The 24,391-nt window shown below is 52.9% G+C and carries 18 protein-coding genes and 1 tRNA gene; 9 read left to right on the plus strand and 10 right to left on the minus strand.

The genetic code is table 11. The annotated features are described in order from the left end of the window. Nucleotides 1-519 precede the first annotated feature (519 nt). From ACN0VD_RS15140 to ACN0VD_RS15160, 5 genes are all read left to right on the plus strand, one after another. Nucleotides 520-2,391, plus strand: a complete 1,872-nt coding sequence (locus ACN0VD_RS15140) for a DUF294 nucleotidyltransferase-like domain-containing protein (RefSeq protein ID WP_417595739.1) — start codon at nucleotides 520-522, stop codon at nucleotides 2,389-2,391. Further along, nucleotides 2,388-3,080 (plus strand): exonuclease domain-containing protein, encoded by a 693-nt coding sequence (locus ACN0VD_RS15145; RefSeq protein ID WP_417595741.1) that lies wholly within the window; start codon nucleotides 2,388-2,390, stop codon nucleotides 3,078-3,080. Before ACN0VD_RS15140 ends, ACN0VD_RS15145 begins: the two co-directional genes overlap by 4 nt. A gap of 120 nt (nucleotides 3,081-3,200) precedes the next feature. Then, entirely contained in the window at nucleotides 3,201-3,512 is a 312-nt protein-coding gene (locus ACN0VD_RS15150) for a DUF4212 domain-containing protein (protein WP_417595743.1), read from the plus strand. 11 nt (nucleotides 3,513-3,523) lie between these two features. Then, a complete protein-coding gene (locus ACN0VD_RS15155; protein WP_417595745.1) occupies nucleotides 3,524-5,299 on the plus strand; it encodes a sodium:solute symporter family protein in 1,776 nt (591 codons plus the stop codon). 105 nt (nucleotides 5,300-5,404) lie between these two features. After that, nucleotides 5,405-8,761, plus strand: coding sequence for a PAS-domain containing protein (locus ACN0VD_RS15160; protein ID WP_417595747.1), 3,357 nt, complete (start codon nucleotides 5,405-5,407; stop codon nucleotides 8,759-8,761). 2 nt (nucleotides 8,762-8,763) lie between these two features. On the opposite strand, the gene ACN0VD_RS15165 is transcribed toward ACN0VD_RS15160, so the two are convergent. After that, nucleotides 8,764-9,402, minus strand: a complete 639-nt coding sequence (locus tag ACN0VD_RS15165) for a LuxR C-terminal-related transcriptional regulator (RefSeq protein WP_417595749.1) — start codon at nucleotides 9,400-9,402, stop codon at nucleotides 8,764-8,766. Between the two features lie 3 nt (nucleotides 9,403-9,405). Further along, complete coding sequence (acs, locus tag ACN0VD_RS15170; protein WP_417595751.1) at nucleotides 9,406-11,376, minus strand: acetate--CoA ligase; 1,971 nt, start codon at nucleotides 11,374-11,376, stop codon at nucleotides 9,406-9,408. Between the two features lie 155 nt (nucleotides 11,377-11,531). Here acs and ACN0VD_RS15175 point away from each other — a divergent pair, with 155 nt between their 5' ends. The 3 genes from ACN0VD_RS15175 (at nucleotide 11,532) to ACN0VD_RS15185 (ending at nucleotide 14,724) form a co-directional block, all read left to right on the plus strand. Further along, on the plus strand, nucleotides 11,532-12,914 hold the full coding sequence (locus ACN0VD_RS15175; RefSeq protein WP_417595753.1) for a DcaP family trimeric outer membrane transporter: 1,383 nt from the start codon (nucleotides 11,532-11,534) through the stop codon (nucleotides 12,912-12,914). 343 nt (nucleotides 12,915-13,257) lie between these two features. Then, nucleotides 13,258-13,344, plus strand: a tRNA-Leu gene (locus ACN0VD_RS15180). Between the two features lie 174 nt (nucleotides 13,345-13,518). Continuing rightward, complete coding sequence (locus ACN0VD_RS15185; RefSeq protein WP_417595755.1) at nucleotides 13,519-14,724, plus strand: tyrosine-type recombinase/integrase; 1,206 nt, start codon at nucleotides 13,519-13,521, stop codon at nucleotides 14,722-14,724. 59 nt (nucleotides 14,725-14,783) lie between these two features. Here the strand turns inward: ACN0VD_RS15185 and ACN0VD_RS15190 are convergent, their stop codons facing one another. Together ACN0VD_RS15190 and ACN0VD_RS15195 are read right to left on the minus strand one after the other, a co-directional pair. Further along, complete coding sequence (locus ACN0VD_RS15190; RefSeq protein ID WP_417595757.1) at nucleotides 14,784-15,062, minus strand: hypothetical protein; 279 nt, start codon at nucleotides 15,060-15,062, stop codon at nucleotides 14,784-14,786. Further along, complete coding sequence (locus ACN0VD_RS15195) at nucleotides 15,059-15,283, minus strand: hypothetical protein (RefSeq protein WP_417595759.1); 225 nt, start codon at nucleotides 15,281-15,283, stop codon at nucleotides 15,059-15,061. Before ACN0VD_RS15195 ends, ACN0VD_RS15190 begins: the two co-directional genes overlap by 4 nt. Before the next feature lie 705 nt (nucleotides 15,284-15,988). Between ACN0VD_RS15195 and ACN0VD_RS15200 the strand changes: the two genes are divergently transcribed. Further along, nucleotides 15,989-16,654, plus strand: a complete 666-nt coding sequence (locus tag ACN0VD_RS15200; RefSeq protein WP_417595761.1) for a DNA methyltransferase — start codon at nucleotides 15,989-15,991, stop codon at nucleotides 16,652-16,654. Here ACN0VD_RS15200 and mobF read toward each other — a convergent pair. The 6 genes from mobF to ACN0VD_RS15230 all read right to left on the minus strand — a co-directional run bounded on the left by mobF (nucleotide 16,539) and on the right by ACN0VD_RS15230 (nucleotide 24,390). Beyond that, nucleotides 16,539-18,701, minus strand: coding sequence for a MobF family relaxase (mobF, locus tag ACN0VD_RS15205; protein ID WP_417595763.1), 2,163 nt, complete (start codon nucleotides 18,699-18,701; stop codon nucleotides 16,539-16,541). The two genes, ACN0VD_RS15200 and mobF, sit on opposite strands and share 116 nt — an antisense overlap. Then, entirely contained in the window at nucleotides 18,698-19,066 is a 369-nt protein-coding gene (locus ACN0VD_RS15210; RefSeq protein WP_417595765.1) for a hypothetical protein, read from the minus strand. Before ACN0VD_RS15210 ends, mobF begins: the two co-directional genes overlap by 4 nt. Before the next feature lie 211 nt (nucleotides 19,067-19,277). Beyond that, nucleotides 19,278-19,817: a hypothetical protein gene (locus ACN0VD_RS15215; protein ID WP_417595767.1), complete on the minus strand. Its 540-nt coding sequence runs from the start codon at nucleotides 19,815-19,817 to the stop codon at nucleotides 19,278-19,280. A 43-nt stretch (nucleotides 19,818-19,860) separates the two neighbouring features. Then, a complete protein-coding gene (locus ACN0VD_RS15220) occupies nucleotides 19,861-20,052 on the minus strand; it encodes a helix-turn-helix transcriptional regulator (RefSeq protein WP_417595769.1) in 192 nt (63 codons plus the stop codon). Between the two features lie 608 nt (nucleotides 20,053-20,660). Further along, entirely contained in the window at nucleotides 20,661-22,478 is a 1,818-nt protein-coding gene (locus ACN0VD_RS15225; protein WP_417595771.1) for a UvrD-helicase domain-containing protein, read from the minus strand. Then, nucleotides 22,465-24,390, minus strand: coding sequence for an ATP-dependent nuclease (locus ACN0VD_RS15230; protein ID WP_417595773.1), 1,926 nt, complete (start codon nucleotides 24,388-24,390; stop codon nucleotides 22,465-22,467). Before ACN0VD_RS15230 ends, ACN0VD_RS15225 begins: the two co-directional genes overlap by 14 nt. Nucleotide 24,391 lies beyond the last annotated feature (1 nt).

Below are 24,391 nucleotides of genomic sequence, written 5' to 3' on the forward strand. Positions count from 1 at the left end.
AGTCCGGTAGCTCGTCAGGCTCATAACCTGAAGGTCGTAGGTTCAAATCCTACTCCCGCAACCAAACAGAACACCCCGCCTCGCGCGGGGTTTTTTGTGTCGGTTTGGTGAGCGACCGGATTTTAACAATGCCCCTGTCCAAAAATCAGGGCTTCTGTCCATTGGAGCGCTATGGCAGTATGAAGCGAGCGCGAGATGTCTGATGTTTAGCGCTTTGGGAAGTTACGCTCGATGAGAATGAGCGCCCTTGCTGGCAAAATCCACCTTTTCGCTTCGAGCCGAGTTCCGGCCGTTCGATAGATAACGGTCGCCGCCTAAAGGCGAACATCGTAATTGTCGGCCTTGAGATGCAATATCAGAACCATCGCGGCCTTTCGGCGACATAGCTTAATGTCTGGGGCAACCGGTTGAAAGCACCGTGTAAAAACGGACATGGATCTGAATTTTTTAATGCCAGTCATACCTTTGGCTAATAGCGTCTCTCTCCTATGCTATGCAATATTAACCGAGGAGGTTTCCGTGGAAATTGATGAGGTCATTTCGTTTCTTAACCGGCACGCGCCGTTTGATACGCTTTCAACTGATGTCATTGCTTCCATTGCGCGGAAAATCGAGATTCGTTATTTCCCGCGCGGGACGGTGATTATCGATGCCGGCAAAGAAAATTTCGTATTGGGTATCGTGCGGTCTGGCGCGGTTGAACTGCGATTGGGTGGAACAGAGCTGAATGACCGGTTGGGTGAAGGCGGTGTCTATGGTTATCCATCGCTGCTGCACCACGAGGTCACCCGCAATAAGGTAATCGCGCTTGAAGATTGCCTGATCTATCAGCTTCCCAAATCCCAATTTCTTAATCTGATGGAAAAGCAAGAAACATTGAAGGCCTTTTTTGCCAAGGACGAGGCCGAGCGGTTGCGCCGCGCAGTTGATGGCTTGCGCCGAACTGAAAATAGCAACGGCGATGCCGCGATGACTGCGGTGAAGCTGGAAACCCTGCTGCGTCGCAAAGATGTGGTGACCGCAAGTCCTGGCGACACGATCCGTGATGCGGCGAAACTGATGACCGGGGCAGATGTGTCGACCTTGCCATTAACCGCTCAACGCAAGCTGGTGGGAATATTGACAGACAAGGATCTGCGTCGCCGGGTACTGGGTCGGGATATCTCGCTGGATGAGCCGGTTTCCCGCGTGATGACGCCAGATCCTATTACCATGTCATTGGATGATGATTTACTATCCGCGATGCTGGTTATGTCCCAGAAAAATATTCACCATATTCCGGTTGTTGATGGCGCCAGCCGGATTGTTGGTGTGATCAGTTCGAACGACTTGCTCACTCGATTTGGTATGAACGCGCTGCAGGTGGTAGCCGAGATCAAAGCGGCCCCTGATGCAGCGGCGGTTGCCATAGCGGCACAGCGGGTGAATGCGGTTCTGACCAATCTGGTTGAAGCCGGGGTTGATGCCGGTCATGCCGCGCGCTTCGTCTCGAATATCGGGGAAACCACTCACCAACAGTTGCTGAAACTGGCCGAAGAACAGTTGGGGCCGCCGCCGGTTCCTTATTCTCTTGTTGTTTTCGGATCTCTCGCTCGTCAGGAACAGGCCGGCGGATCGGACCAGGACAATGGGTTTATTCTTGATGATAGCTATAACGCCGTCGAGCACGGACCATATTTTGAGCAGCTTGCTGAACTATTGTGCGACGGGCTGAACAGTGCAGGCTATATCTATTGTCCGGGTGATATCATGGCGACAAACGAGAAATGGCGGCAACCCCTCGCGGTGTGGCAAAAGCGCTACCATGAATGGATTGACAAACCCGATCCGGAAAACGTCCTAAACACCACGATTTTCTTTGATATGCGCTGCGTCGCTGGCGAAGAAGATCTGGTTGCCTGCCTCCGCACGCAGGTTTTTGAATGGAGCAGCGCAAACAAAATATTTCTCTCTTTCATCGCGCGCGCCGCGTCGAACACCAAAGTTCCATTGGGTTTTTTCCGCAATTTTCTGCTGCAACATGATGAGAAGGAAGGCGATGTGCTTGACCTGAAACATCAGGCGATAGCACCGGTGGTCGATATTGCCCGGGTCTACGCGCTGGCGCTTGGGCTGGCTGAAGTGAACAGCGAAGAACGCTTGAAAATGGCCGCCGAGCACCACGAGTTAAGTGAGGAAGCAGTCTCCGACATCATCGATTGTTTTGAATTTATCCGCGGCGTCCGGTTCCGCCATCAGTCCGATCAGATCAAACGCGGCAAAGCGCCCACCAACAATCTTTCGCCCAAAGCGCTATCCCGGTTCGAGCGGGAGCATCTGAAAGATGCTTTCCATATCATACGGGACCATATGGACAAAATCAGTCGCAAATATGCGGGCGGTATCTCGTGAAACTCGATTGGCAGAACTGGTTCGAAAGAAAAAGATTTGTACGGGATTGGCAGCGCGCAAAAGAGGCGGCTCAATTCACACCGATGCAAGACTATTATGATGTCCTGCTGCCGGAAGACAATTTGCTGGATGACACGCCACTGGTTGCACTTGATTTTGAAAGTGACGGGCTGGAGAAGGACGCTCAACTGCTGGAGGCGGGCTGGGTCCACATTATTGATCGGGCGTTGAAGCTAAAAACGGCACAGCGATTGCGAATTAGGCCGGAAAACCGGCTTAAAGAATCCGCTGTGGTCATTCACCGCATTACAGATGATGCCGCACTAGAAGGGGGCTTGGAACCAGATATCCTGGCCTTGCTGCTGAACGAGTTGAAGGGGTCCGCGATTGTCGCGCACGCGGCTACAATTGAACACTCATTCTTGAATATCGCTTGTTTACGCTGCTTTGGTGTCCCCTTCGTCGGACGTTTTATTTGTACCATGCAACTTGAGAAACGATGGTTTCCGAAACAGCGGACGGCAGATGGTCTGCGTCTGGGCAAATTGCGCTCGCAATATGGTTTGCCTGCATATCGCGCACATGATGGTCTGACGGATGCCATTGCATGCGGCGAGCTGTTTCTGGCCCAACGTGCGCGCCACAAAGTCGAAAATCTGTTGCTCAAAGCCGTTCTTATGAAGGGCTAAGTCTGTTTCGCGCGCCTATTAGACCAAAGTCTCTCTATCAAATTTCTGCATCCCCTTTAACTTTGCAGGAGAATGGTCAGAAAACGGCCATGACGTGAAACAAAATAGGGGAGGATAAGCATGACCGACAAAGACATATCCATTCCGGAGCCGAAGGGTAATCCGGAATCAGACGGCGAAGCCGACGCAAATAGAAAGGCCTATTGGTCGGAAAATATCAGGCTGCTTTGGACATTAATGACGGTCTGGTTCGTCGTGTCATTCGGTGCGGGTATCCTGTTCCGTGATTTTCTCGATCAGTTTTCGCTTGGCGGATATCCTCTGGGCTTCTGGTTTGCACAACAAGGGTCGATCTACGTCTTCGTTCTTCTCATCTTCTACTACACCTGGAAGATGAAGAGGATCGAACGCAAATATGATCTGGATGATTGAGGGAGGCTGACATGGATACACAGACATTAATCTATCTTTTCGTCGGTCTCTCTTTCTCCCTCTATATCGGCATTGCGATATGGACGCGGGCCGGATCGACCAAGGAATTCTATGTTGCCGGCGGCGGGGTTCACCCGGTCGTCAATGGCATGGCCACGGCGGCTGACTGGATGTCGGCGGCCAGCTTTATCTCGATGGCGGGTATCATCGCTTTCGCCGGCTATGACGGCTCGGTCTACCTGATGGGCTGGACAGGCGGCTATGTGGTGCTGGCTTTATTGCTGGCGCCCTATCTGCGCAAATTCGGACAATTTACGGTGCCCGATTTTATCGGCACGCGCTATTATTCGAAAACGGCGCGTGTGGTTGCGGTTATCTGCCTGATCTTCATCAGTTTCACTTATATTGCAGGGCAGATGCGCGGGGTCGGGATCGTCTTTTCCCGCTTTCTTGACGTACCGATCACGCTCGGCGTGATTATCGGAATGGGCATCGTATTCTTTTATGCTGTGCTCGGCGGGATGAAAGGCGTCACCTATACGCAAGTCGCACAATATTGCGTGCTGATCTTTGCCTATATGGTGCCGGCATTTTTCATCAGCTTTCTGGTGACCGGCAATCCGATACCCCAGTTGGGGCTGGGATCGACGGTCAATGACGGCTCGGGGTTATACGTGCTGCAGAAGCTTGATCTGGTGCTTCAGGATATGGGCTTTGGCGCCTATACCGACGGGTCCAAATCGATGATCGACGTGTTCTGCATCACGGCTGCGTTGATGGTCGGTACGGCTGGGTTGCCGCATGTGATCGTCCGGTTCTTCACTGTGCCCAAGGCATCAGATGCTCGCAAATCTGCAGGCTGGGCCCTGATCTTCATTGCGCTGCTTTATACCACTGCACCTGCGATTGGCGCGTTTGCGCGGATCAATTTTATCGAAACGGTTGATCAGACCGAATATGCTGAAGCACCGGCATGGTTCAAGAACTGGGAAGCCAATGACCTGATCGCCTGGACCGACAAAAATGGTGACGGCAAGATGGAATATCGTTCCGGTGATGCCTTTGCCGGCAGTCCTGCGTTTACCGGGGAAACCGGTAAAAACGGAGAACGACTGATTGCCAATGCGGTCAATGCAGAAAGCGACAATGAGGTCTATGTCGATAAAGACATCATGGTGCTCGCCAATCCGGAAATTGCAAATCTTCCTGGTTGGGTGATTGCTTTGGTGGCCGCTGGCGGCTTGGCTGCAGCGCTATCGACGGCGGCGGGTTTGCTGTTGGTAATTTCATCGTCGATCAGTCATGACTTGCTGAAACAGACTTTCCGTCCGCAAATCACGGAGAAAGGCGAATTGATGGCAGCACGTATCGCGGCAACAGCAGCGATCGTGGTGGCGGGGTATCTTGGCATCTATCCTCCGGGATGGGTGGCGCAGGTTGTGGCATTTGCCTTTGGTCTGGCGGCAGCATCCTTATTCCCGGCCATTTTCATGGGCATCTTCTGGAAATCCATGAACAAGGAAGGTGCGATTGCCGGGATGGTAAGCGGGCTGGTATTTACCTTCAGCTACATCGCCTATTTCAAGCTGGTCGCGCCGGAAGCCAATGTAGCGGCGAACTGGCTGTTTGGCATCTCTCCAGAGGGCATTGGTGTGGTCGGCATGGTCATCAATTTCGCTATCGCAATTGCGGTATCGAAAATGACCGCCTCGCCGCCGGTGGAGGTGCTCAAGATGATCGACTCGATCCGCGTGCCACGTGGAGCGGGAGAAGCGGCCTCGCATTAATCAGTTCCCTCCCGAGGAAGAAAGGGCGGCGTTTTTCGCCGCCCTTTTTATTTGTCCGGGCGGAGGGTGCGTTGATATGTTATCTAGTCGGCTAGGGAGGAAAAGATGATCTTATGGATCGCACTGGCAATTGCAGTGCTCTATGCTACCGGCTTATTCTGGTTGGCGCTACGAGGTGATAGCGGACATCTTCCTCTCGGGCCTCGCACACAATCCTGGATCTATGGGCTCTCTCTCGCCGTTTATTGCACCAGTTGGACATTCTATGGTGCTGTAGGAACAGCCGTATCCCGAGGTTGGCATTTTCTGCCAATCTATCTGGGGCCGATATTGTTGTTCACACTCGGATATGGTCTTGTGGCGCGCATCCTGCGAATCGGCAAGGCGCAACATAGCACCTCGATCGCGGATTTCCTGTCGACGCGCTACGGGAAAAGCGGCGCAGTGGCCGGCCTGGTGACCATCATCGCCACTATCGGTCTTTTGCCTTATGTTGCCTTGCAACTGAAATCCGTTGGTCAGACCCTGTCGGCATTGTCACCAGACATGGGCGCGTTGGTCAATTCCGACGATATCGTATTGGGAGTAGCAGCCGTAATGGCATTATTTGCCATATTATTCGGCGCGCGGCAGGTCGATCTCACCCAGCATAATCGAGGTCTGGTATTGACCATCGCTGCGGAGGCAGTCGTGAAAATGCTGGCCTTGTTGGCAGTCGCGCTATTCGCCGGCCTGATGCTTACCGGAACCAATGCAGTGCAAATTTCGTCTTCGGGCGGGTTTGGCGATATTTTCAAAGCAGAGCAGATGGATAGCCGGTTTGCGGTACTGACGCTTATTTCTGGCTGTGCGGCCTTATGTTTGCCGCGTCAATTTCACATGACCATTGTAGAAGCCCAAAAAGATCGTCCGGACGGGCCGATGCGGTTCGTTTTTCCCGCCTATCTTGTTCTGATCGCGTTGGTCGTCTTTCCGATCGCCATTGCTGGAACGTCGGCCTTGTCCGCTGATCAAATGAACCCCGATATGCTGATGCTCGCATTGCCGTTGAGCGCGGGCGCTGACTGGCTCGCCATATTGGTTTTTATTGGTGGATTTTCAGCAGCGACCGGCATGGTGATTGTCACGACCGTGGCGCTATCGACGATGATCACCAACGACCTGATCGTACCGCTATTTTATCGCCGGAAAACCAGGCATGCCATGCTGGGTAAATCGTTGCTGTGGATAAGGCGCCTGACCATTGTCGGCCTGCTGTTCCTCGCCTTTCTATATTATCGCACCATCAACAGCGCCTCTACGCTGGCCGGACTGGGGACGATTTCATTCGCTGCGGTTTCGCAGTTCGCGCCAGGTTTGATTGGCGGCTTGTTCTGGAAGCGCGGTCACCGGAAAGGGATGATCGCAGGATTGGTACTGGGCTTTGCAGCGTGGTTGATCCTGCTGATAGTCCCCACCTACCTTAACACGCGCCCGGTGATCCAGATTGCAGACGATATATTGGTTTCTGCGGTGATTGTCAGTCTCGGCATCAACATAGGCGCCTATATATTATTCTCCCTCTACACGCAGGCGAATATCATCGACAAGGCGCAGTCGGCTGCATTTATCGGGATGGATTATCGGGTGGCGGATGGCAGCCATGCATCAGAAAAGATGCGCGTTGCCGACTATCGCCTGCTGCTTCGGCAATTTGTCGGTGAAACGCGCAGCCGCGGGGCGATACAACAACTTGGTGAGCAGTTGGGTCGACGCTATTCCGACCTTGATATTGCGGACAATCGCCTGATCGAAATGATTGAACGGCAACTCTCCGGCGTGCTAGGCGCATCATCTGCTAGAGCCATTATCGTTTCGACAACGGAGGGTGATCCGATACCGCTGGAGCAGGTTGTTGCGATGTTCGATGAAACCTCGCAGCGCCTCCAATTTAGCGGTGATTTGCTCCAGACAGCGATTGAGAATATTGATCAGGGCGTCGCGGTCGTTGACAATGACATGCGGTTGGTAGCTTGGAACAACCGCTATGTGGAGATGTTTGATCTACCCGATGATCTCGTCGCTGTGGGCTGCCCTATCTCGGATCTGATTGGCTATAATATCAGGCGCAACGGACTGAACGAAAATCAAGTGACAGCGGAAATCGCAAAGCGGCTCAATCATATGCGTTCCGGCCGCAAACATGGTTTGGAGCGCGAACAAGCCGATGGCCGGATATTGCGCATATTGGGAAATCCGACGCCGACTGGTGGCTATGTGACCAGCTATACGGACATTACCGCCGATCGGAGGTCGGAGCGGGCGCTGGAAGCAAAGGTTGAAGAGCGCACCTTGCAGCTTACCGAAGCCAATGCCGCGCTTGAAAAGGCGACCCGGTCCAAAACCCGTTTTCTGGCAGCCGCCAGCCATGACCTTGTCCAGCCGCTGAATGCAGCAAGATTATTCACATCCGCGCTCGACGAGGAGATCGGCACGCAGCAGCCCAGAGCGAAAAAGCTCGCCAATGATATAGACCGTTCGATCGAAATGGCAGATCGCCTGCTTCGTGCGCTGCTCGACATATCCAAACTGGATAGCGGCGGATTGCAACCCAAAATAACAACATTTCCGCTGTCACCATTGTTTGACGACCTGCGCTCCGAGTTTAACCGGGCATCGAAAGAAAAAGGAATCATATTGGCAGTGCCTGCGACTGAACTATGGGTTGAGACAGATCGCAACTTGTTGCTCAGCATCCTGCAAAATCTTGTCGCCAATGCTGTGCGCTATACCGAAACTGGATCCGTTTCTTTGACGGTAGACAGCAAGTGCGATCAGGCCTGTATCCGGGTCGTTGATACCGGACCAGGCATTGATAGCGCAGAACATCAGCGAATTTTTGAAGAGTTCCACCAGGTCGGGACGCACAAAAAGAAAGAAGGTGCTGGTCTTGGCTTGTCCATATCACAGCGTATCGCGCGTTTGCTTAACACCGAAATTGTGGTTGAATCGAAGCCGGGAGAGGGTAGCAGTTTTTCGCTCCTCCTTGATTTGGCTGCGGCGCAATCAACCGATGAAATCCTACCCAAAACAAGCAAATCCAATGTGTCAGATCTGGCAGGCCGGACCGTCCTTTATATCGACAATGATCAAGATGCTCTGAATTCACTATCCGCGTTGCTTGAGCGTTGGGGGTGCGAGATTAAAACGGCTTTGGGGCCGGAGCAGGCCTATGACGCATTTGCTGATCCACCCGATATGGTGATTTTCGACTATCAACTGGACGATGGCTGGACAGGCGATCAGCTGTTTGAAAAGCTGATTGATAAATGGGGAACGCCGACGGCAGGAATATTGGTAACCGCAGAGGATTCTGACCGCACCAGAGAGGTCGGCATCCGATTGTCCGTTGAACGATTGCTAAAGCCCGCATCCCCTGCGGTCCTTCGCGCATTGATCAGTCAGACCCTTCGTAAAGGCTGAGATCAGGCTGATTTGACTTCCGGCAGTCCAATGTCTAGCTGCTTTGCCACCAGCACGGCCTGCGTGCGATTTACCACGCCGAGCTTCCTGAAAATGGCGGTTATGTGGGCTTTAACCGTCGCTTCACTAATCTCCATCTGATAGGCAATCTGCTTGTTGAGCATGCCTTGGCTGACCAAGTTCAAAATTCGTCTCTGTGCGGGTGTCAGACTCGCGAGCTTGTCGAACAGCGCCGTATCTTCTTCGCTTTCGGTCGCTTCAATATTAAACCAGACATCGCCATCCCTGATTTGGGCTAGCGCTTCGCGCATCACGTCGAGATCGGCCGATTTGGGAATGAAGCCTGATGCGCCCAAGCTTTGGCAGGCAGAAACAACACGGCTGTCTTCGCTGGCGGATACGACCACAACGGGAAGTGCAGGGAATTCGTGTCGAAGGTCCAGCAATGCGGTGAGCCCGTCGCTGTCTTCCATATGTAGGTCGAGGAGTAGCAGATCCGCCGGACCGGCTTTGGCCGCGACATTGGCCCCGGCCACAGTTTCCGTTTCCACCAATTCTGCTTGCGGCCAGACTTTCAGCACCGCTTGACATAATGCAACCCTGAATAGCGGGTGGTCGTCAGCGATGATGATGCGGGCCATAGCTTATCTGTTTAACCTTCCATCGATCAGACTATCAACAACGCCGGGATCTGCAAGTGTGGAAGTATCGCCGAGCGCGCCATAGTCATTCTCGGCTATCTTCCGCAAAATCCGCCGCATGATTTTACCCGAACGGGTCTTGGGGAGCGCAGGGGTCAGGTGGAGATGATCGGGTGTGGCTATAGGACCGATTTCGGTACGGACATGGGCGCGCAGTTCGGCAACCATTGCATCAGACGATTCCTCGCCTGCGTTTAGCGTTACATAGCAATAGATACCCTGTCCCTTGATATCATGTGGATATCCGACAACCGCGGCTTCCGCGACAAGTGCGTGGGAAACAAGCGCGCTTTCAACCTCCGCCGTGCCCATGCGATGGCCCGAGACGTTGATGACATCATCGACCCGGCCGGTAATCCAGTAATAACCATCCGCATCGCGCTTGCAGCCATCGCCGGTAAAATATTTACCCTTATAAGTAGAGAAATAGGTTTGAATGAACCGTTCGTGATCGCCATAAACTGACCGTGCTTGTCCCGGCCAGCTGGCAGTAATGCAGAGATTCCCGTCGGTCGCGCCATCCAGCACGGCACCATCATTGTCAACCAGTTGTGGCTGGATGCCAAAGAACGGCAAACCTGCGCTGCCCGGTTTCATGCCATGCGCGCCGGGCAGGGTGGTGATCATCACGCCGCCGGTTTCTGTCTGCCACCAGGTATCGATGATGGGCGACTTGCCTTCGCCGACCACGTCATAATACCAGCGCCAGGCTTCGGGATTAATCGGTTCGCCAACCGTGCCGAGCAGGCGAATGGAGGAGCGATCATGCGCCTTCACCGGTGCATCGCCTTCACGCATCAGGGCACGGATGGCGGTCGGCGCTGTGTAGAAGATATTGACCTTATGTTTCTCCACCACTTCCCAGAATCGACCGAAATCGGGATAGTTGGGAATGCCCTCGAACATCACTTCCGTAGCGCCGTTCAGGAGCGGACCATAGACAATGTAACTATGTCCGGTGATCCAGCCGATGTCTGCGCTGCACCAGAATATTTCGCCCGGCTTATAATCAAACACGTAATGAAAAGTGGTTGCCACCCAGACTGCATAGCCACCGGTTGTGTGCAATACTCCCTTCGGAGTGCCCGTCGATCCCGATGTGTAAAGTATGAATAACGGGTCCTCGGCATTCATGGGTTCACAAGGGCAGTCAGCGTCGACATCTTTGCCAATCTCGTGATACCAGTGATCGCGGCCTTCGGTCATCGCGACATCAATGCCAGTATGGCCCACCACCAACACCGCCCCTACATCCACTCCGCCATGGTCCAACGCTGCATCAACATTGGCCTTCAGGGGCACGGTCTTCCCGCCGCGCAGCCCTGCATCTGCCGTAATCACAAATCGGCTTTTGCAATCCTCAATCCGTCCCGCCAGTGCTTCGGGAGAGAAACCGCCAAACACCACGGAGTGGACCGCGCCAATCCTGGAGCAGGCCAGCATAGCAACCGCGCCCTCGACAATCATGGGCATATATATTGTAATCCGGTCACCCTTTTTGACCCCCATTTTCTTAAGAGAGCCAGCCATTTTGATGACCTCCGCCAGAAGCTCAGCATAGGTCAGTTTGCGCGCGTCCGACTGCGGATCATCCGGTTCAAAAATCAGCGCCGTCACATCTCCCTTACCCGCCTCGACATGACGATCGATGGCATTATGACAAATGTTCAGGCTGCCATCTTCATACCATTTAATCGACACGGGATCGAAGGACCAATTGGATATCTGGGAAGGCTTGGCGATCCAGTCTAGTCGCTCTGCTTGCTTCGCCCAGAATGAGTCGGGATTGGATATGCTTTCTGCATATAAGCGGCCATAATCCTCGGAGGTGCAATAGGTTGAAGCTCCTTCCTGTGGTGATGGAATGGCAGTATTCTCGCCTGCTCTGGCTTTTATATCCACGCCGTCCGACATGATCATCTCCCCATATTGTGTAATATCAAAGCCAGTCTATCCGAAACGTCCATTGGTTTTGAATAGGACATTGGTCGTATAGACCATTGGCTAATTTCCCTTTGTCAGTTCACCTGTCATTCTTGCTGGAATATAAACGAAAGGGAGGATGGCACATGGCCAATGCTGGAAGCGTTTTGATCAAGGGATTATTACTATCCGCGACAATGCTGAGTACGACACCAGCGTGGGCCCAAAATGGCGATGTCGATGCGCGACTGGATCGGTTGGAAGCATTGGTAACCGGATTGATTGAACGCATGGATGCCAAAGAGGATGTACCGGCGGCAACCGATGTCGCCGTTGCCCGACAGGCCCAGCAAGCAATTTCTGAGGCGCGCGCCCTTGCTGAACGGACAGCGGCGGTGGAAAGCAAAGTCGCGGAGCAGTCCTCTGGCGGTAATGGTTTCAATGTTGGAAAAACGCGGGTGACTTACGGCGGTTATGTAAAAATAGATGCCATTTCACAACGCACCAGCGGCGGTCAGGTTGGAACCGGTAGCATCGTGCGCGACTTTTTGATCCCCGGTGCCATACCGGTTGGCGGAGCTTCTTCCGGATTTGATACGGATTTCAGTGCGCGCCAAAGTCGCTTCATCCTTGAAACCAGCACCGATGTTGGTGAAGACCATAAACTGGGTTCAAAAATCGAGATGGACTTCATGGTCACCAGCGGCGGTGATGAGCGTGTTTCAAATAGCTATACGCCGCGTCTGCGACAAGCCTATATCACATTCGACAACTGGCTATTCGGTCAGGCCTGGTCCACATTTCAAGATGTGGGCGCTCTACCCGAAGCGCTGGACTTTATTGGCCCCACTCCTGGTACGGTCTTTGATCGTCAACCGATGATCCGCTACACGAATGGTGCTCTTCAAATTGCGGTTGAACAGCCCGAAACAACGGTGACCAGTCCCACGGGGACCCGCGTTGTGGCCGGTGATGACAGTGTTCCGGATATAGTCTTGCGCTATAATCATACAGGCGATTTCGGCCATCTTACCGCCGCAGCCATCGGGCGAGTGCTGCGGGTGAAACCCGATGATTTCGGTCTGATTTCCGATAGCGCTATTGGCTATGGCCTAAGCCTGTCCGGTAAAGTCAATCTGGGTTCGCGTGATGATGTCCGTTTCATGGCGACCGCCGGCCAGGGACTGGGACGCTATATTGGTCTAAATATCGTCAACGATGCCGCATTGCGCGTCGACGGCAGCCTTGATCCGATTGCTACCTATTCCGGGTTTCTTGCCTATCGCCATATGTGGAGGGACAATGTCCGGTCCACAGTTTCCGGCAGTTATTTTAAAGCGGATAATCCAGTGGCACTTACGACCGGCGGTGTAACCGATGAAAGCTGGAATGCCTTTGCGAATATAATCTACTCACCGGTTCCACCGCTCGATCTGGGAATAGAATTTATGTATGCCAACCGTGAACTGGAAGATGGCGAATCTGGCAATTTGCAAAAGGTGCAGGTGTCAGCCAAATATTCATTCTGAACAGCAACTTGGTTCTGCACTGGCTGGGGTCTGCCATGGGACCCATCGCATTGATCGATTCCGCAAGGATCTGACGGTCCGCATTGCGCTGTGGCTCGTTGAAAACAGGCGTTCTGCTATCGGCTCATTTGCCGCCGTAGATGAATGGCGCATTGCCGCGGCGCATATCGGTCAGCATACACTCACAGCCCGTTTTGAGATCGGGAGAATATAGCCGGACGATAGCCAGAAGAATTATGAGTCCGGCACTAATTTTGGTCGTCTGGGGAGACATGCGTAAAAGACCGATCAACGAGCATTGACAATGGTCTTTGAATGCCGCTAAGCGCGTCGCCTACCCCGTGCCCAGATGGCGGAATTGGTAGACGCGCATGCTTCAGGTGCATGTATTCGCAAGGATGTGGAGGTTCGAGTCCTCTTCTGGGCACCATTTGTTCTTTTCAGAAAATCCCAAATCGTTGCATAAACCGCAGTTTTCTGCCATAATATCTCTAATGACGTTCATTGGAGTTTAGCTATGTTTCACCCTATTTCGCTCGAATTGGGGGCCTCATTGGGGGCTCTATCGCTTTTTCCCTATTTTCGTGAAAAGTGAGGCCCCCAAATGCCACTAAATATCTCAGAAATCCGGTCGTTTAAGCCGAAGGCGAAACCTTATAAAAAGGCCGATGGGCGGGGTTTGTACCTTTTAATAAAACCAAATGGATCAAAGCTTTGGTATTTGAAGTACCGTTTCCGGGGAAAAGAGAAAAAGTTGTCTTTGGGGCCTTTTCCGGATGTTGGCTTGGCCAATGCACGTCGGCTGTGTGAAACAGCGCGCCTTCAAATACTGGAAGGCACTGATCCGATGGCGGAGCGGATGCGCGAAAAGTCGTTGGAAAAACAAGGATCGGAGCATACTTTTGAATCGGTAGCACTCGAATATATCGAAGATAATATGGTGCGCGCAGGTCGCGCCGAGGCGACTTTACGAAAGGCACGCTGGTTTCTCGATCTTCTGAAACCTGCCATCGGCGACATGCCGATTGCCGATGTTGATCCGCAAATGATGCTGGCCCCGCTCAAGAAGATGGAAGCGCGCGGCAATCTGGAATCTGCGAAAAAGTGCAAATCCTTTGCCAGCAGAGTTTTTCGCTATGGCGCTGCCACTGGACGCTGTCAAAGCGATCCAACTGCGATCTTGCAAGGTGCATTGGTGTCGCCAAAGGCGCGGCACTATGCGGCGATATTGGAGCCTGAAAAACTAGGTGAACTGCTGCGCGCCATTGAAAATTTCGAATGCAGTCCAATCACCAAAGCAGCGTTGCGCGTTGCGCCCCATGTGTTCGTCCGCCCCGGCGAACTGCGGCACGGCGAATGGAAAGAAATCGATTGGGACAAGAAAGTTTGGACCATCCCGGCGGGCAAGATGAAGGCGCGGCGTACCCATGCGGTGCCACTGTCGCGCCAAGTCCTGGAATATCTTGAGCATTACAAGGCAAAGATGGGCGGTGACGGTTATATCTTCCCGTCATTATATGCATCCGCCCGTCCGATGAGCGAAAACACAGTGAACGTCGCGTTTCGGCGGATGGGATTTGGCAAGGAAGAAATTACCGCGCACGGACTGCGTTCGACCGCTTCGACTTTTCTGAACGAAAGTGGGAAATGGCACCCCGATGCGATTGAACGCGCGCTCGCGCATGGTGACAGCAATGCGGTGCGCGGCGTCTATAATCGCGGCAACTATTGGGATGAACGGGTGCGGATGGCGCAGTGGTGGAGCGACTATCTGGATGCTCTGCGTGCTGGCGAAAATCCAAAGCTTTGACCGATTAAGCCCGGCTACATCATTCTTACGTGACCTTAGAAGATCTGAAATGATAAGAGTCAGAACAGACTCATTTGCCGAGATTCAGCGAGATGCTTCTGCCATTGTTTCGACTGACTGGCTTCGTCCAGCCATTTTGCGACGAAAGCCAATGCGTCACTGTGGTTTTCCAATGTGCTGGAAGGCATAAAATGGGAGCGATAGCCGGTTTCGGTTATGGGAAGCGGGACTGATCCTTCGCTGGTAATTTCGAGATGATCTGTGCCGGTAAAATATTCTGGCTTGTGAACGATCATGATGCGAATGTCCTGCCAGAGCAGGATGTGGCGGGCGCTCATGCGCCCGCTCCCTGTTCGGTCGACTCCAGAGGCTTGCGAAGAACAATGCGACCGTTGATCGGAAGAATATCCAACTGGATCGAAAGTCCCTTGCCGTCGCGGTGCGGCCATGCGGCTCCGACTTTGGTCCAAAAACCTTTCTCGCCTTTGTTGCTGACATGCCAGGCATGGAAGTCTGGAACCTTGGGTTCGCCGTTTGTTGATGTAGATGCATTTGCCATGAGAATTTCCTTTCTTGTCTGATTGGCTCGTTGCACCGAACCAAAAGACCGGACGAAAAAGGACGGGCGTCATGCCCAACACGGGTGAACGCAGAGAACCGGCGCGGGCCGGGCATTGACGGCAGTCCGCGTTCGGTCAGTGAAGGGTGCTTGAAAACGAGGTAAGCAGATCAAAGGCAATCTTCGATCTTCAGAAACATCTAGTAAATCAAACTATAAAAATATTCCAAATTATGGAACAATGTTTGTGGAACATCGGACTATAAGTTTGTGATTCGAAACTATTCTAAGGGGGGAGCAAGAGTTGGCGCGTAAGCTTAGCCTTATTGATGTAACTTGCGACGATAAAAATGGTCAGCAAATCTGGCAAACGAAAGGGTATGATGGACGAGTATCCGACATTACCCTGCTCTCGAAAGCTGGAGCGTCATGAACGCAGCTCGTTCGTTCGCGGATTCCCGACTTGCAGCTGGTTTCACACTCTCGGATGTTGCGATCGAGTTCAGGGTAGAGCGTGAAGATGTTCAAAGCTGGGACGTTGGAAAAGCAAAAGCACCTGATCACATCATTCGTTCGTTAGAATTCATAGGTCGCTATCAAGTGGAGCAATCGGCTGCTAGAAAGCAATCAATGCCAATCGAAACGAAAACTGATAGCGAGATTCGTTCTGCGTCGCGGGACGCGGAACCGCAAAAGCAGGGCCATATGAAAAGCCAATCGACTGCGCCTTCAACGGACCTGATCAAATCTAAAAAGCGCGTTGCCGATCATGGCGAGGTGTTTACGCCGCCCTGGCTGGTCGAGAAGATGCTCGATCTGGTCAAGGGCGAGACGGAGCGAATTGACTCCCGCTTTCTGGAGCCAGCATGCGGCAGCGGCAATTTCCTGGTGCCTGTGCTGCAACGCAAGCTCGCGGCAGTGGAGACGAAATATGGCAAGTCGGCATTCGAGAAGAATCATTACGCGCTTCTCGCGCTGACCAGCCTGTACGGGATCGAGCTGTTGGCCGATAATATCGCCGAATGCCGCGCAAACATGCTAGCGGTGTTCGCCGAATATCTTGGACTTAACGAAACGGACGAGCTCTATCGCGCAGCCAGCCATATCCTCTCGCTCAACCTGATCCATGGCGATGCGATGACGATGAAGGGGGCCGATGGCGATCCCATCGTGGTGGTTGAATGGGCCTATCTGGGCAAGGGCAAGTTCAACAGACGCGATTTCCGGCTGGACGTATTGACAGACATGTCGAAATTCAAGGAAGAGCGGTCGCTGTTTTCCCGGCTAGGCCGCCACGAGATTTTCCAGCCGATGCAAAGCCATCCACCGATGGCGGTGCGTGATCTGGCGGCGCGCGATGAATGGGGATAGCTGCAAAACGATCTTCGCGTTCCGCAGTTTCAACAATCCTGCCACCACCGCCATTGATCGCAGCCAGCGCCTTTCTGGCATCGCCTTCAATCGAAGCCAATACGGCTTCCTTTGTCGCGCTATTGGTCTGGCGCAAAATCTCGCCCAGCTTGGCGGTTTCCATGCCAGCGGATTGAAGCTGCGCGAAAGCGGCTCCCGCTTCGACCGATCCTAGTTGCTTGATATCACCCACCAGAAGCACCCGTGCATCCTGCTTCTCGGCCATATCGAACAGCTTCGCGGTATCGCGGGATGATAGAAGCGATGCTTCATCCACTATCCAGACGGATTTATCGCTGCCCGCATTGGCTGATGACAACAGATGCCGCGCTACGGTGTCAGCCCGCGTATCGAGCGCATTACCCAAAGTCATCGCCGCCGATGCCGTGGGCGCAAGCGCCGTCACGCTAAACCCCCGCGCTTCTGCCTCCTTTGCATAAGTCACCAATACAGTTGTTGTTTTTGCGGTACCCGCATAGCCTTGCAACGCTATGATGCGATTGCGGCTTACCAATAGCTGCGTGGTTGATGACCGCTGGTCCTTGTTCCAGGGCAATCCCATTTTTTGCGCCTCGGCTGAGGCACTGGCAACGGCTTTCGCTGCGACAATTGGTGAACTGATCGCGGGCATGATGCCACGAGCTATTTGTTCGCTTTTCAACATGCGCTGTTCGATCTCCAGATTTTCGCGGGTGGTGAAGCCGGAAAATTCCGCGCCGCGTTTGTCTTCAAAACTGCGCGGTAACAAATCGCCTGCATTTGTGGCAGCATTAATGGCGCTTTGGATCTGGGAATGACTGACATGACCCAATCCAAATCTTCCGGCGGCTTCTTCCAAACTGCTCTCCGCAAAAACCGATTGCCGCTCGCTTAAATTCTGGATGGCGTGCGCGACCGCGCGTTCAGCCGTGATTTGGCCTTTTGCAGCAATGGCGTCGGACGCTACGTTATTCGCAGCCTGCGATTTGGCATTGTCGGTCAATGCCAAGCGGTCTGCGAAGCCAAAGCCTGCCGCATCTGCGGTAGCGCGCCAATCCTTGACCAGCTTTGCATGATCGATACCGCGCTTGCCATCACGCGTATCAAGCGCCGCGATCTGTTTCTCAGCGGCGCTGGCCTGCTCACGGGTTTTGCCACGCTCTGCCAATCGATCTTCAATGGCAGCACTGCGCCCGCTAAAGGCATTGATCACATCTTTCGAGACGCCTTTCATCTCGAACATGGATTCCTTGGCTGTTTCGATTTGATAACCCAGCTCGCGAATTTTTAATGCCAGTTCCTGCCGGTACACCGCGCCAATCTGTTTTTGCAGCTGATAAATGGCGCGTGGTTCGAGACTGCGCCAATTGCCGTCCTTGTCCTGTGTAGTGTTCAGTATCACGTTATGCGTATGAAGCTGCGGGTCTTGCGCACGGCTCGTGCCATGCTGAAAAGAAGCAATGGCGAGATTGCCGGTCGCCTCGCGGGTGACAACGCCATCTTCTCTTATGCGCGTTGCCGCCATATGCTTTTCGACAAAGCCCAAAGCGGTTTTGACCGCCTCGCTATGAGCACTAATGAGCCGCCTGTCGCCTGCAACCTCGGCCATGATCGACACCGATTTGGGCGCGCTCAAGGTGATATCCCATCCGGGGCGATGCTCCAGCTTACCATCGCGGATCGTCCCAAGCTGCTCGCCCGCAACTTTGCCTTCAAGCAAATCCTTGAACTGCTCGCGATCCACATCTCCGGAAAGGCCAAGCGCCTCTGCGCCTTCGCCCTGCCACTCAGACGGCGCTAACCCGCCTTCGGCATAATAATCATCGGCCTCATAATAGCTCGCGGCCTGACCTGCGCTGGAAAGCGCAGAAACCGAAGCAACCAGCGTCTGCGTTGGAACCAACACCGCGCCGATAAATGTGATGGCGGCAATCAGTCTGAATGCGAATGAGATACGGTAAGACTGGTTCTGCATCCGCACCCGGAAAAGGGCATGGGAAATGCTTCTGCGATCATCCTGATAGCTCATGATTTGACCTCCGCGATGGCGCGCTGGCGCTCGAATGCAGCCAGGGCTTCGGCGGCAATTTGCTTGTCATCGCGCTTTGTTTCGAGGGCTGAATTGCGCGCATAGGAATAGGCCGCGCAGGCGGTAAAAAGGGTGCGGTCCAATACCCGGTCGATCTCTGCCAAGCGGTTAGAGAGTTCAGCAATTTCGGAAACGATTTGAGCCGATTCCACAGGCGCACTGGCGTCCAGATCATAGGCCAAAAGCCCTTTAGAAATGACATGACCGAGCATCTTGTAGCGGGTAATTTTGCGCCGTTCGGCCAGGCTTGAAAGCAGCCGAAAATGGCTTGGACTGACCCTCACGGTAAACTGGACATATTTCATAGCTCCGCTCCCATCAGAGTGCGGCGCGCACTCTCAAAAAACGGCAGTTTTAAGGGATTTGTTAGCGCCGTTTTGGCCGCGTATCCTGATCGCACTCTCAAAAAATGGCAGAAAACAGGCATGCACCCGTGCGTGAGGTGTGTATCTAAATTGCTGCTCCGATACGAAGTATCGCGGGCACAATTATTCTCCGGAGAATATCGTCCAAACATCATAAAACTTCTTGCGGTTTTGATGTTTCGGACGAGCCTTCGAGCAGCTTTGGCAAATGGTTGGCGCGAAGCTCCTTGTTGATAAGCTCTGCTACCCAGTCATTGATTTTCCCGTGATACTCGGGATCGCAAATGTCCCGGCTTGGTTCGGTGGATGGAGACTTGCCATATTCGCATGCCTGTTTGACCAGCGGGTGATTTATGATGAGATCATCAAACTGCTTTTGAACATCTGCCGTCAGTTGCAAGGCGGCAATGGGATCAAGAATGATCCAATCACCATCAATCTCGATTCTGGCACACAGAGGAATTGCATAGCGCCCCACAACGTGATTGGGGCCTTCGAGAAACATGAAGGTACATACACCGTGATAATTGAGTGTGATGGGGCGACTAAATAAAGACCAGAAGCCGATGCTCCGGCGATAGCATCGGCCATCTGCATCGTCGCTTGTGAGGCGTCCAATGTTACGCAGAAGTTCCATATAATCTGGTTGTTTTTTGATACGGGCAAGGCGGCGTTTTAATGTGTTAAACATGGATTTTGTCCTGAGGAATGATTTGGGGGAGAGAATGCGCTGGTCAGTAACGGCGCTCGGGCAGCGTCTCGATCCAGTCAGTAATGTCGCTGGTTCGCCAACGGATGCGCCCGTTGCCGATATCAATCGGGGAAGGAAAGTCGCCCTTGCGGACGCGCCGCCAAACGGTTGTTCGGCTCCTGATGCTGGTCAGGCGCATGACGTCCTGACAGGTGAGTAGTTCTGCTTCGATCATAGTGCACTCCTTGGGGGGTTGCTGGAGTGTCAAAAGGATCAATATTGCCTTTGGCAGGCCTTAGTTTTGCGAAAACCTGATGGCCCATGAAATGCCATCGTCGTTTTCCAATTGTACCTGTCCGGGCACACTGGCCCTTTTGACAATAGGATTGATATGCAGAAACAGTGTCTGTAGGAAAGAACAAAAGAGGAACGAAAAGCGTTGCAGCCACCCAACGGGATCACCTCGGACTATTACGCACAGCATGGGACGTTAAAAATTTTCTTCGTTCTTTTCGCTCATCGCCAAGAAAACTAGAAATATGTGTCAAATTCATATCGGAAGAGGCTTGGTATTGCTTCGATTCGAAATGCAAATTGGTCTAGATAAAGGGTTCGTCACGCTGTTCGGGTTTCCGAATGAGAACTCCTTCAAAGTGATAACTTTGTGCAGATATGAATATCACTCTCGATCAGTCAAATTTGGTGCATGTCACTGGCAGCTATTGGCGTGGGAAGCAGTCGTTTAGATACGCCCGCGAGAAAGGCTGCTTCTGGGCCGATAGCGGAATGTCTGCTTTCGGTGGATGCGCGCCACAAACCGCTATTTACACGCGAACAACCGCTCTATTTTTCGGATACCAACAACACACACGGGTCGCTTTTCGGGGTCAGAATAGTGATTTGTTTGCGACCTCGGGTCACGCTGACACGAAAGTTTTGCCGTGATCCATCGTTGACTTCAGCTCGATTATTGCCGCGAACAATACGATCGACATTAGCAACTATCTGCCCTTTCACAATTCGTGGCCAGCCTTCGAAAATGATAACTTCATCGAACTGCTTTCCCTTGGCCTTGTGCATGTTCATGACCACCACACCAGTTTCGGGTTTCGCACTGGTGGCAAAGTGATCCTGCACAAACGCCTGCCGGACAATTTCTAAAGCATTTGTGTAGCAGCCGTTGTCACGCCAATTTTGAGCAAGCTCCAGTCTTAGCTGGGCACCTCGTTCTAAAAGGCGAATGTTGCGAACCTCTGCGCCGACCTCCTTTAGTCGTTTGCATCCGCCTTTTTCCAACACTGCCCTGACCGCGCGCCAATCCTTGTCGGGGTCGCCGGTCAACTCAACGGCGCGCGCCTCATCATAGACTATAAAGGTGGATTTGAGAACGCTATTGCTGGGAGGCTTCTTTCCTGCATCAAGCGCTGCACACCATTTTGCATAGGCCTTGCGCAGACCAACTGCTTCCTTCAACGCCCCTTTCGTCGGTTTGTCTCCACCCTTTCCTTGAAAGTAATTGCAGAGCAGGTCCACGAATGCTTCGGTATGGCCCACGTCATGCGACTGCAAAAGGTGTGCGATAATTTCTGAGCCAAGGATTGCACCTTCCAACTCAATGATCGCATTATGCGAGATAGCCTGCATACCTGCCGGAGGTTCGCGAAATTTATCGGAGACGAGACGCGTCATCTTCTTGGTGGGTACAAGGATGGCCAAAGACCAGTTGATTATTCCTGCATCAACCAGGCGCTTTCGAGCCTTGTAGACGGTCGTAACCAGCGCCGTCATTGCTTGATCCGCATACGGTTCAAAAAGGAGGCAATCGATCCCTTCGTATTTGTCCTGCCCAAAAGCTCCGGAGAGAACATCGTTGCCGAATTTAGCGATATCAGTGCCAGCGCTGCGATGATTGGCATCGCTGAAGTCAATCTCAGTAGGATTGAAGGCGTCTCGGAAATGGTCGAGGCGTTCGGGATCGGCTCCGATGAAATCGAAGATGCGTTGTTCAGGATCAGCCAAGGCAATGAGATTTGAGCAAGCTCCAATAGCTTTAACGACATGCCATTGCTCGGCGTTTGTATCCTGAAACTCATCTAGAATGATGGTCGGATACATCGTTGCCAGCAGGCGTCGCAGCCGGTCGCTCCCATGAAGTAAATCACCGACAAAAGGCGCAAAGAGGTCAAAGCAGATGCGGCCCTCCTCGGAGGCAAGCCGCTTCCTCTCCGCAACCTCAGTGTCTTTCTTGTCCTTCTTCTCCTGCGCCGAGAGTTTATTATCCGCGTCAAACCTATTCCGAATGTCAGAAAGGCCAATGGCCTCGGCAGGTGGGGTGAGGATATCCAAGCGGCGCGGCAGGCCGATAAGGTAGCCGTGCGTCTTTAGAATTCGCCAGAAGAAAGAATGGTAGGTCTCGACCTCAATTTGCCTCCTAGTCTCGCGTGCAATGCTCTGCTCTTGCTCAATCGCTTCTACGACGCGAGAAACGGTAGCGCGTGCGAAGCTCAAGAAGAGCACCTTCTGCTGAGGCTTGAGGTCGCTCTCAGCAAGCTGGGCAGCCTTCAAGATTGATATTGTTGTCTTCCCGGAGCCCGGCCCGCCAGTTACGAGCAAATGCCCATCAGTGGCCAAAACCTGAAGCTGCTTCTCAGTCAGCTCCATTGGCAGCGGCCCCGAACTCGGGTTTTTCGTCGGCGGGAGCATCGGCTTCTTCCTCGGCTGATGCAGGCTCACAAACCTGCATCAGTTTCTGGCACGCTTCGCGCAACCACTCCGGAATCTCGGCTTCAGTGCATTGAGCGAGGAAGTCCGCTAGTCCCCAATTGCCTTTCGCCCATGCAAAATATTCGGAGAGTGCATTGCGGGCGTCCGCAATCGGATCGGGGTATTTCTGAGTCAGGTGCGGTGGCCACTCCAGCGTAGCTGCAAATCGCTGAAGGGCGGCGTCCGTAGTACCCTCAAGCACCAATGCTTCGATTCCCTTTTTCTCGTGCATGAGAAGAAGCTCGACTTCAGCTTCAATAGCAGCCTGGTCTGCGGCGTCCTGTTTGTCACAAAGCGCAAAGGTACTCTTGCCAAGGTCTCCAAAAAGCTTGGCAATGCCAGCGATCTTGGAGTCACTACCTGCGTTCAAAGTGCAAACCCCCAAGACCTCTAAAGATTTGTAGCTCGCTGGATTCAACTCTGCCAATCGGCGGCAAACGACTGGGAAAGCAGTGGTTTCCGTTTCGCCCTCCGCAACCAGAACACGCCGCGACAGCAAACCTTCGCAGAACCGTGTTCGGAAATCTTGCCGGTAGGTCTTTAGTTTCAAGTTGGCAGGGAGCGTGATGGACTGTCGGCATAACTCGCCGACTTTATTTCGACCGAGCACCACGGTCTCATCAAGTGCAAACTCTTCGAGAACGTATGGAGAGTGGGACGTGAAGATCGCCTGTGAAGCAAGCGAACGGATTTCGTGAACGATACGTTTTTGGGCATAGGGTGGAATGGCCGTTTCAGGTTCTTCCATCGCGAATATGACGTTTTGTTTATCAGCGGCAATTTGTGACAGCATTGCAAGCACCAACATGTTGATGGTTCCAGTGCCTTGCCGATAGAAGGGAGCGGCATGATTACCCTCGCCTGTTGCGATGAAGGCTGTAATGACTTTCCGGAGATGCTCTCTGGTGAGATTTGAAACTTTGAGGTGAGGCTCAACGCCCCACTCCTTGGGAACGTATTTCTTCAGTGCCGTATTAATGCTCTCTAAAATCCCGGAGATGCCCAATTCGGGGTCCGCTGCGACTGTAAAATCCGCCAGCTTGTCGATAGTATCCTCCCACATCTGCGGGCGGACTTCCTTAAGCCGCAGGATGATGTCGAGCAGACTACCGCGCTCCAGGCTCAAAGCACGGCTTCCCGTACGCAGGGAACGAAGGTAGAGGAAGCCACATATCTGCTTATCCTTCTTTCGAAACTCAACAGGTGTGCCGCCTTCATTCAGGCTGCGTGCAAAATAAGTCTTGCCCTGAAAGTCATCCTCGTCAGCGTCATACCAGCCGTGAAAGGTGACACGCAGGGCTTCGGTAATATGGTTGGGGTCAACACCTTCTGGGTTCGGGTCGTCGTAGAACTTGTCTGCTTCCGCGTCCCAAAACTCGACATAGTCACCAAAACGGGCCTTTTGCTCTTCTGAGAGATCAGCGATAGCAACTTCGACTTCAATGCGAGGTGTTTCAGCAGGTTCAGCATCTGTCGCTTGAGCGACTTCAACTGCACCTTGAACGGTCTCTACTGGTTGCTCTTCCACCACCTCAACTTCTTCGGTCTCATCTTCGCCATCCGGCTTTTTGGTTAGATACTGTCCTTGAAAGAAGTCGTGCTCATCAATGGGAGTGAAACGGTTGAGGCGATCTGGCCCCAAGGCAAGATCCAAAGCTTCAAGAATGGTAGTCTTGCCGGTGTTGTTGTCTCCAATGAGAACAGCATGTTTAGGCAACAAAAGCGTAGCGGCTTTGATCCCCCGAAAATGGCTAACGCCGATGCGACAAGCTCTCATAAATGCCCCTAGATTTTCGTAGTTCGGTAGCATA

It is taken from the genome of Parasphingorhabdus sp., assembly GCF_048267785.1.
Taxonomy (GTDB): domain Bacteria; phylum Pseudomonadota; class Alphaproteobacteria; order Sphingomonadales; family Sphingomonadaceae; genus Parasphingorhabdus.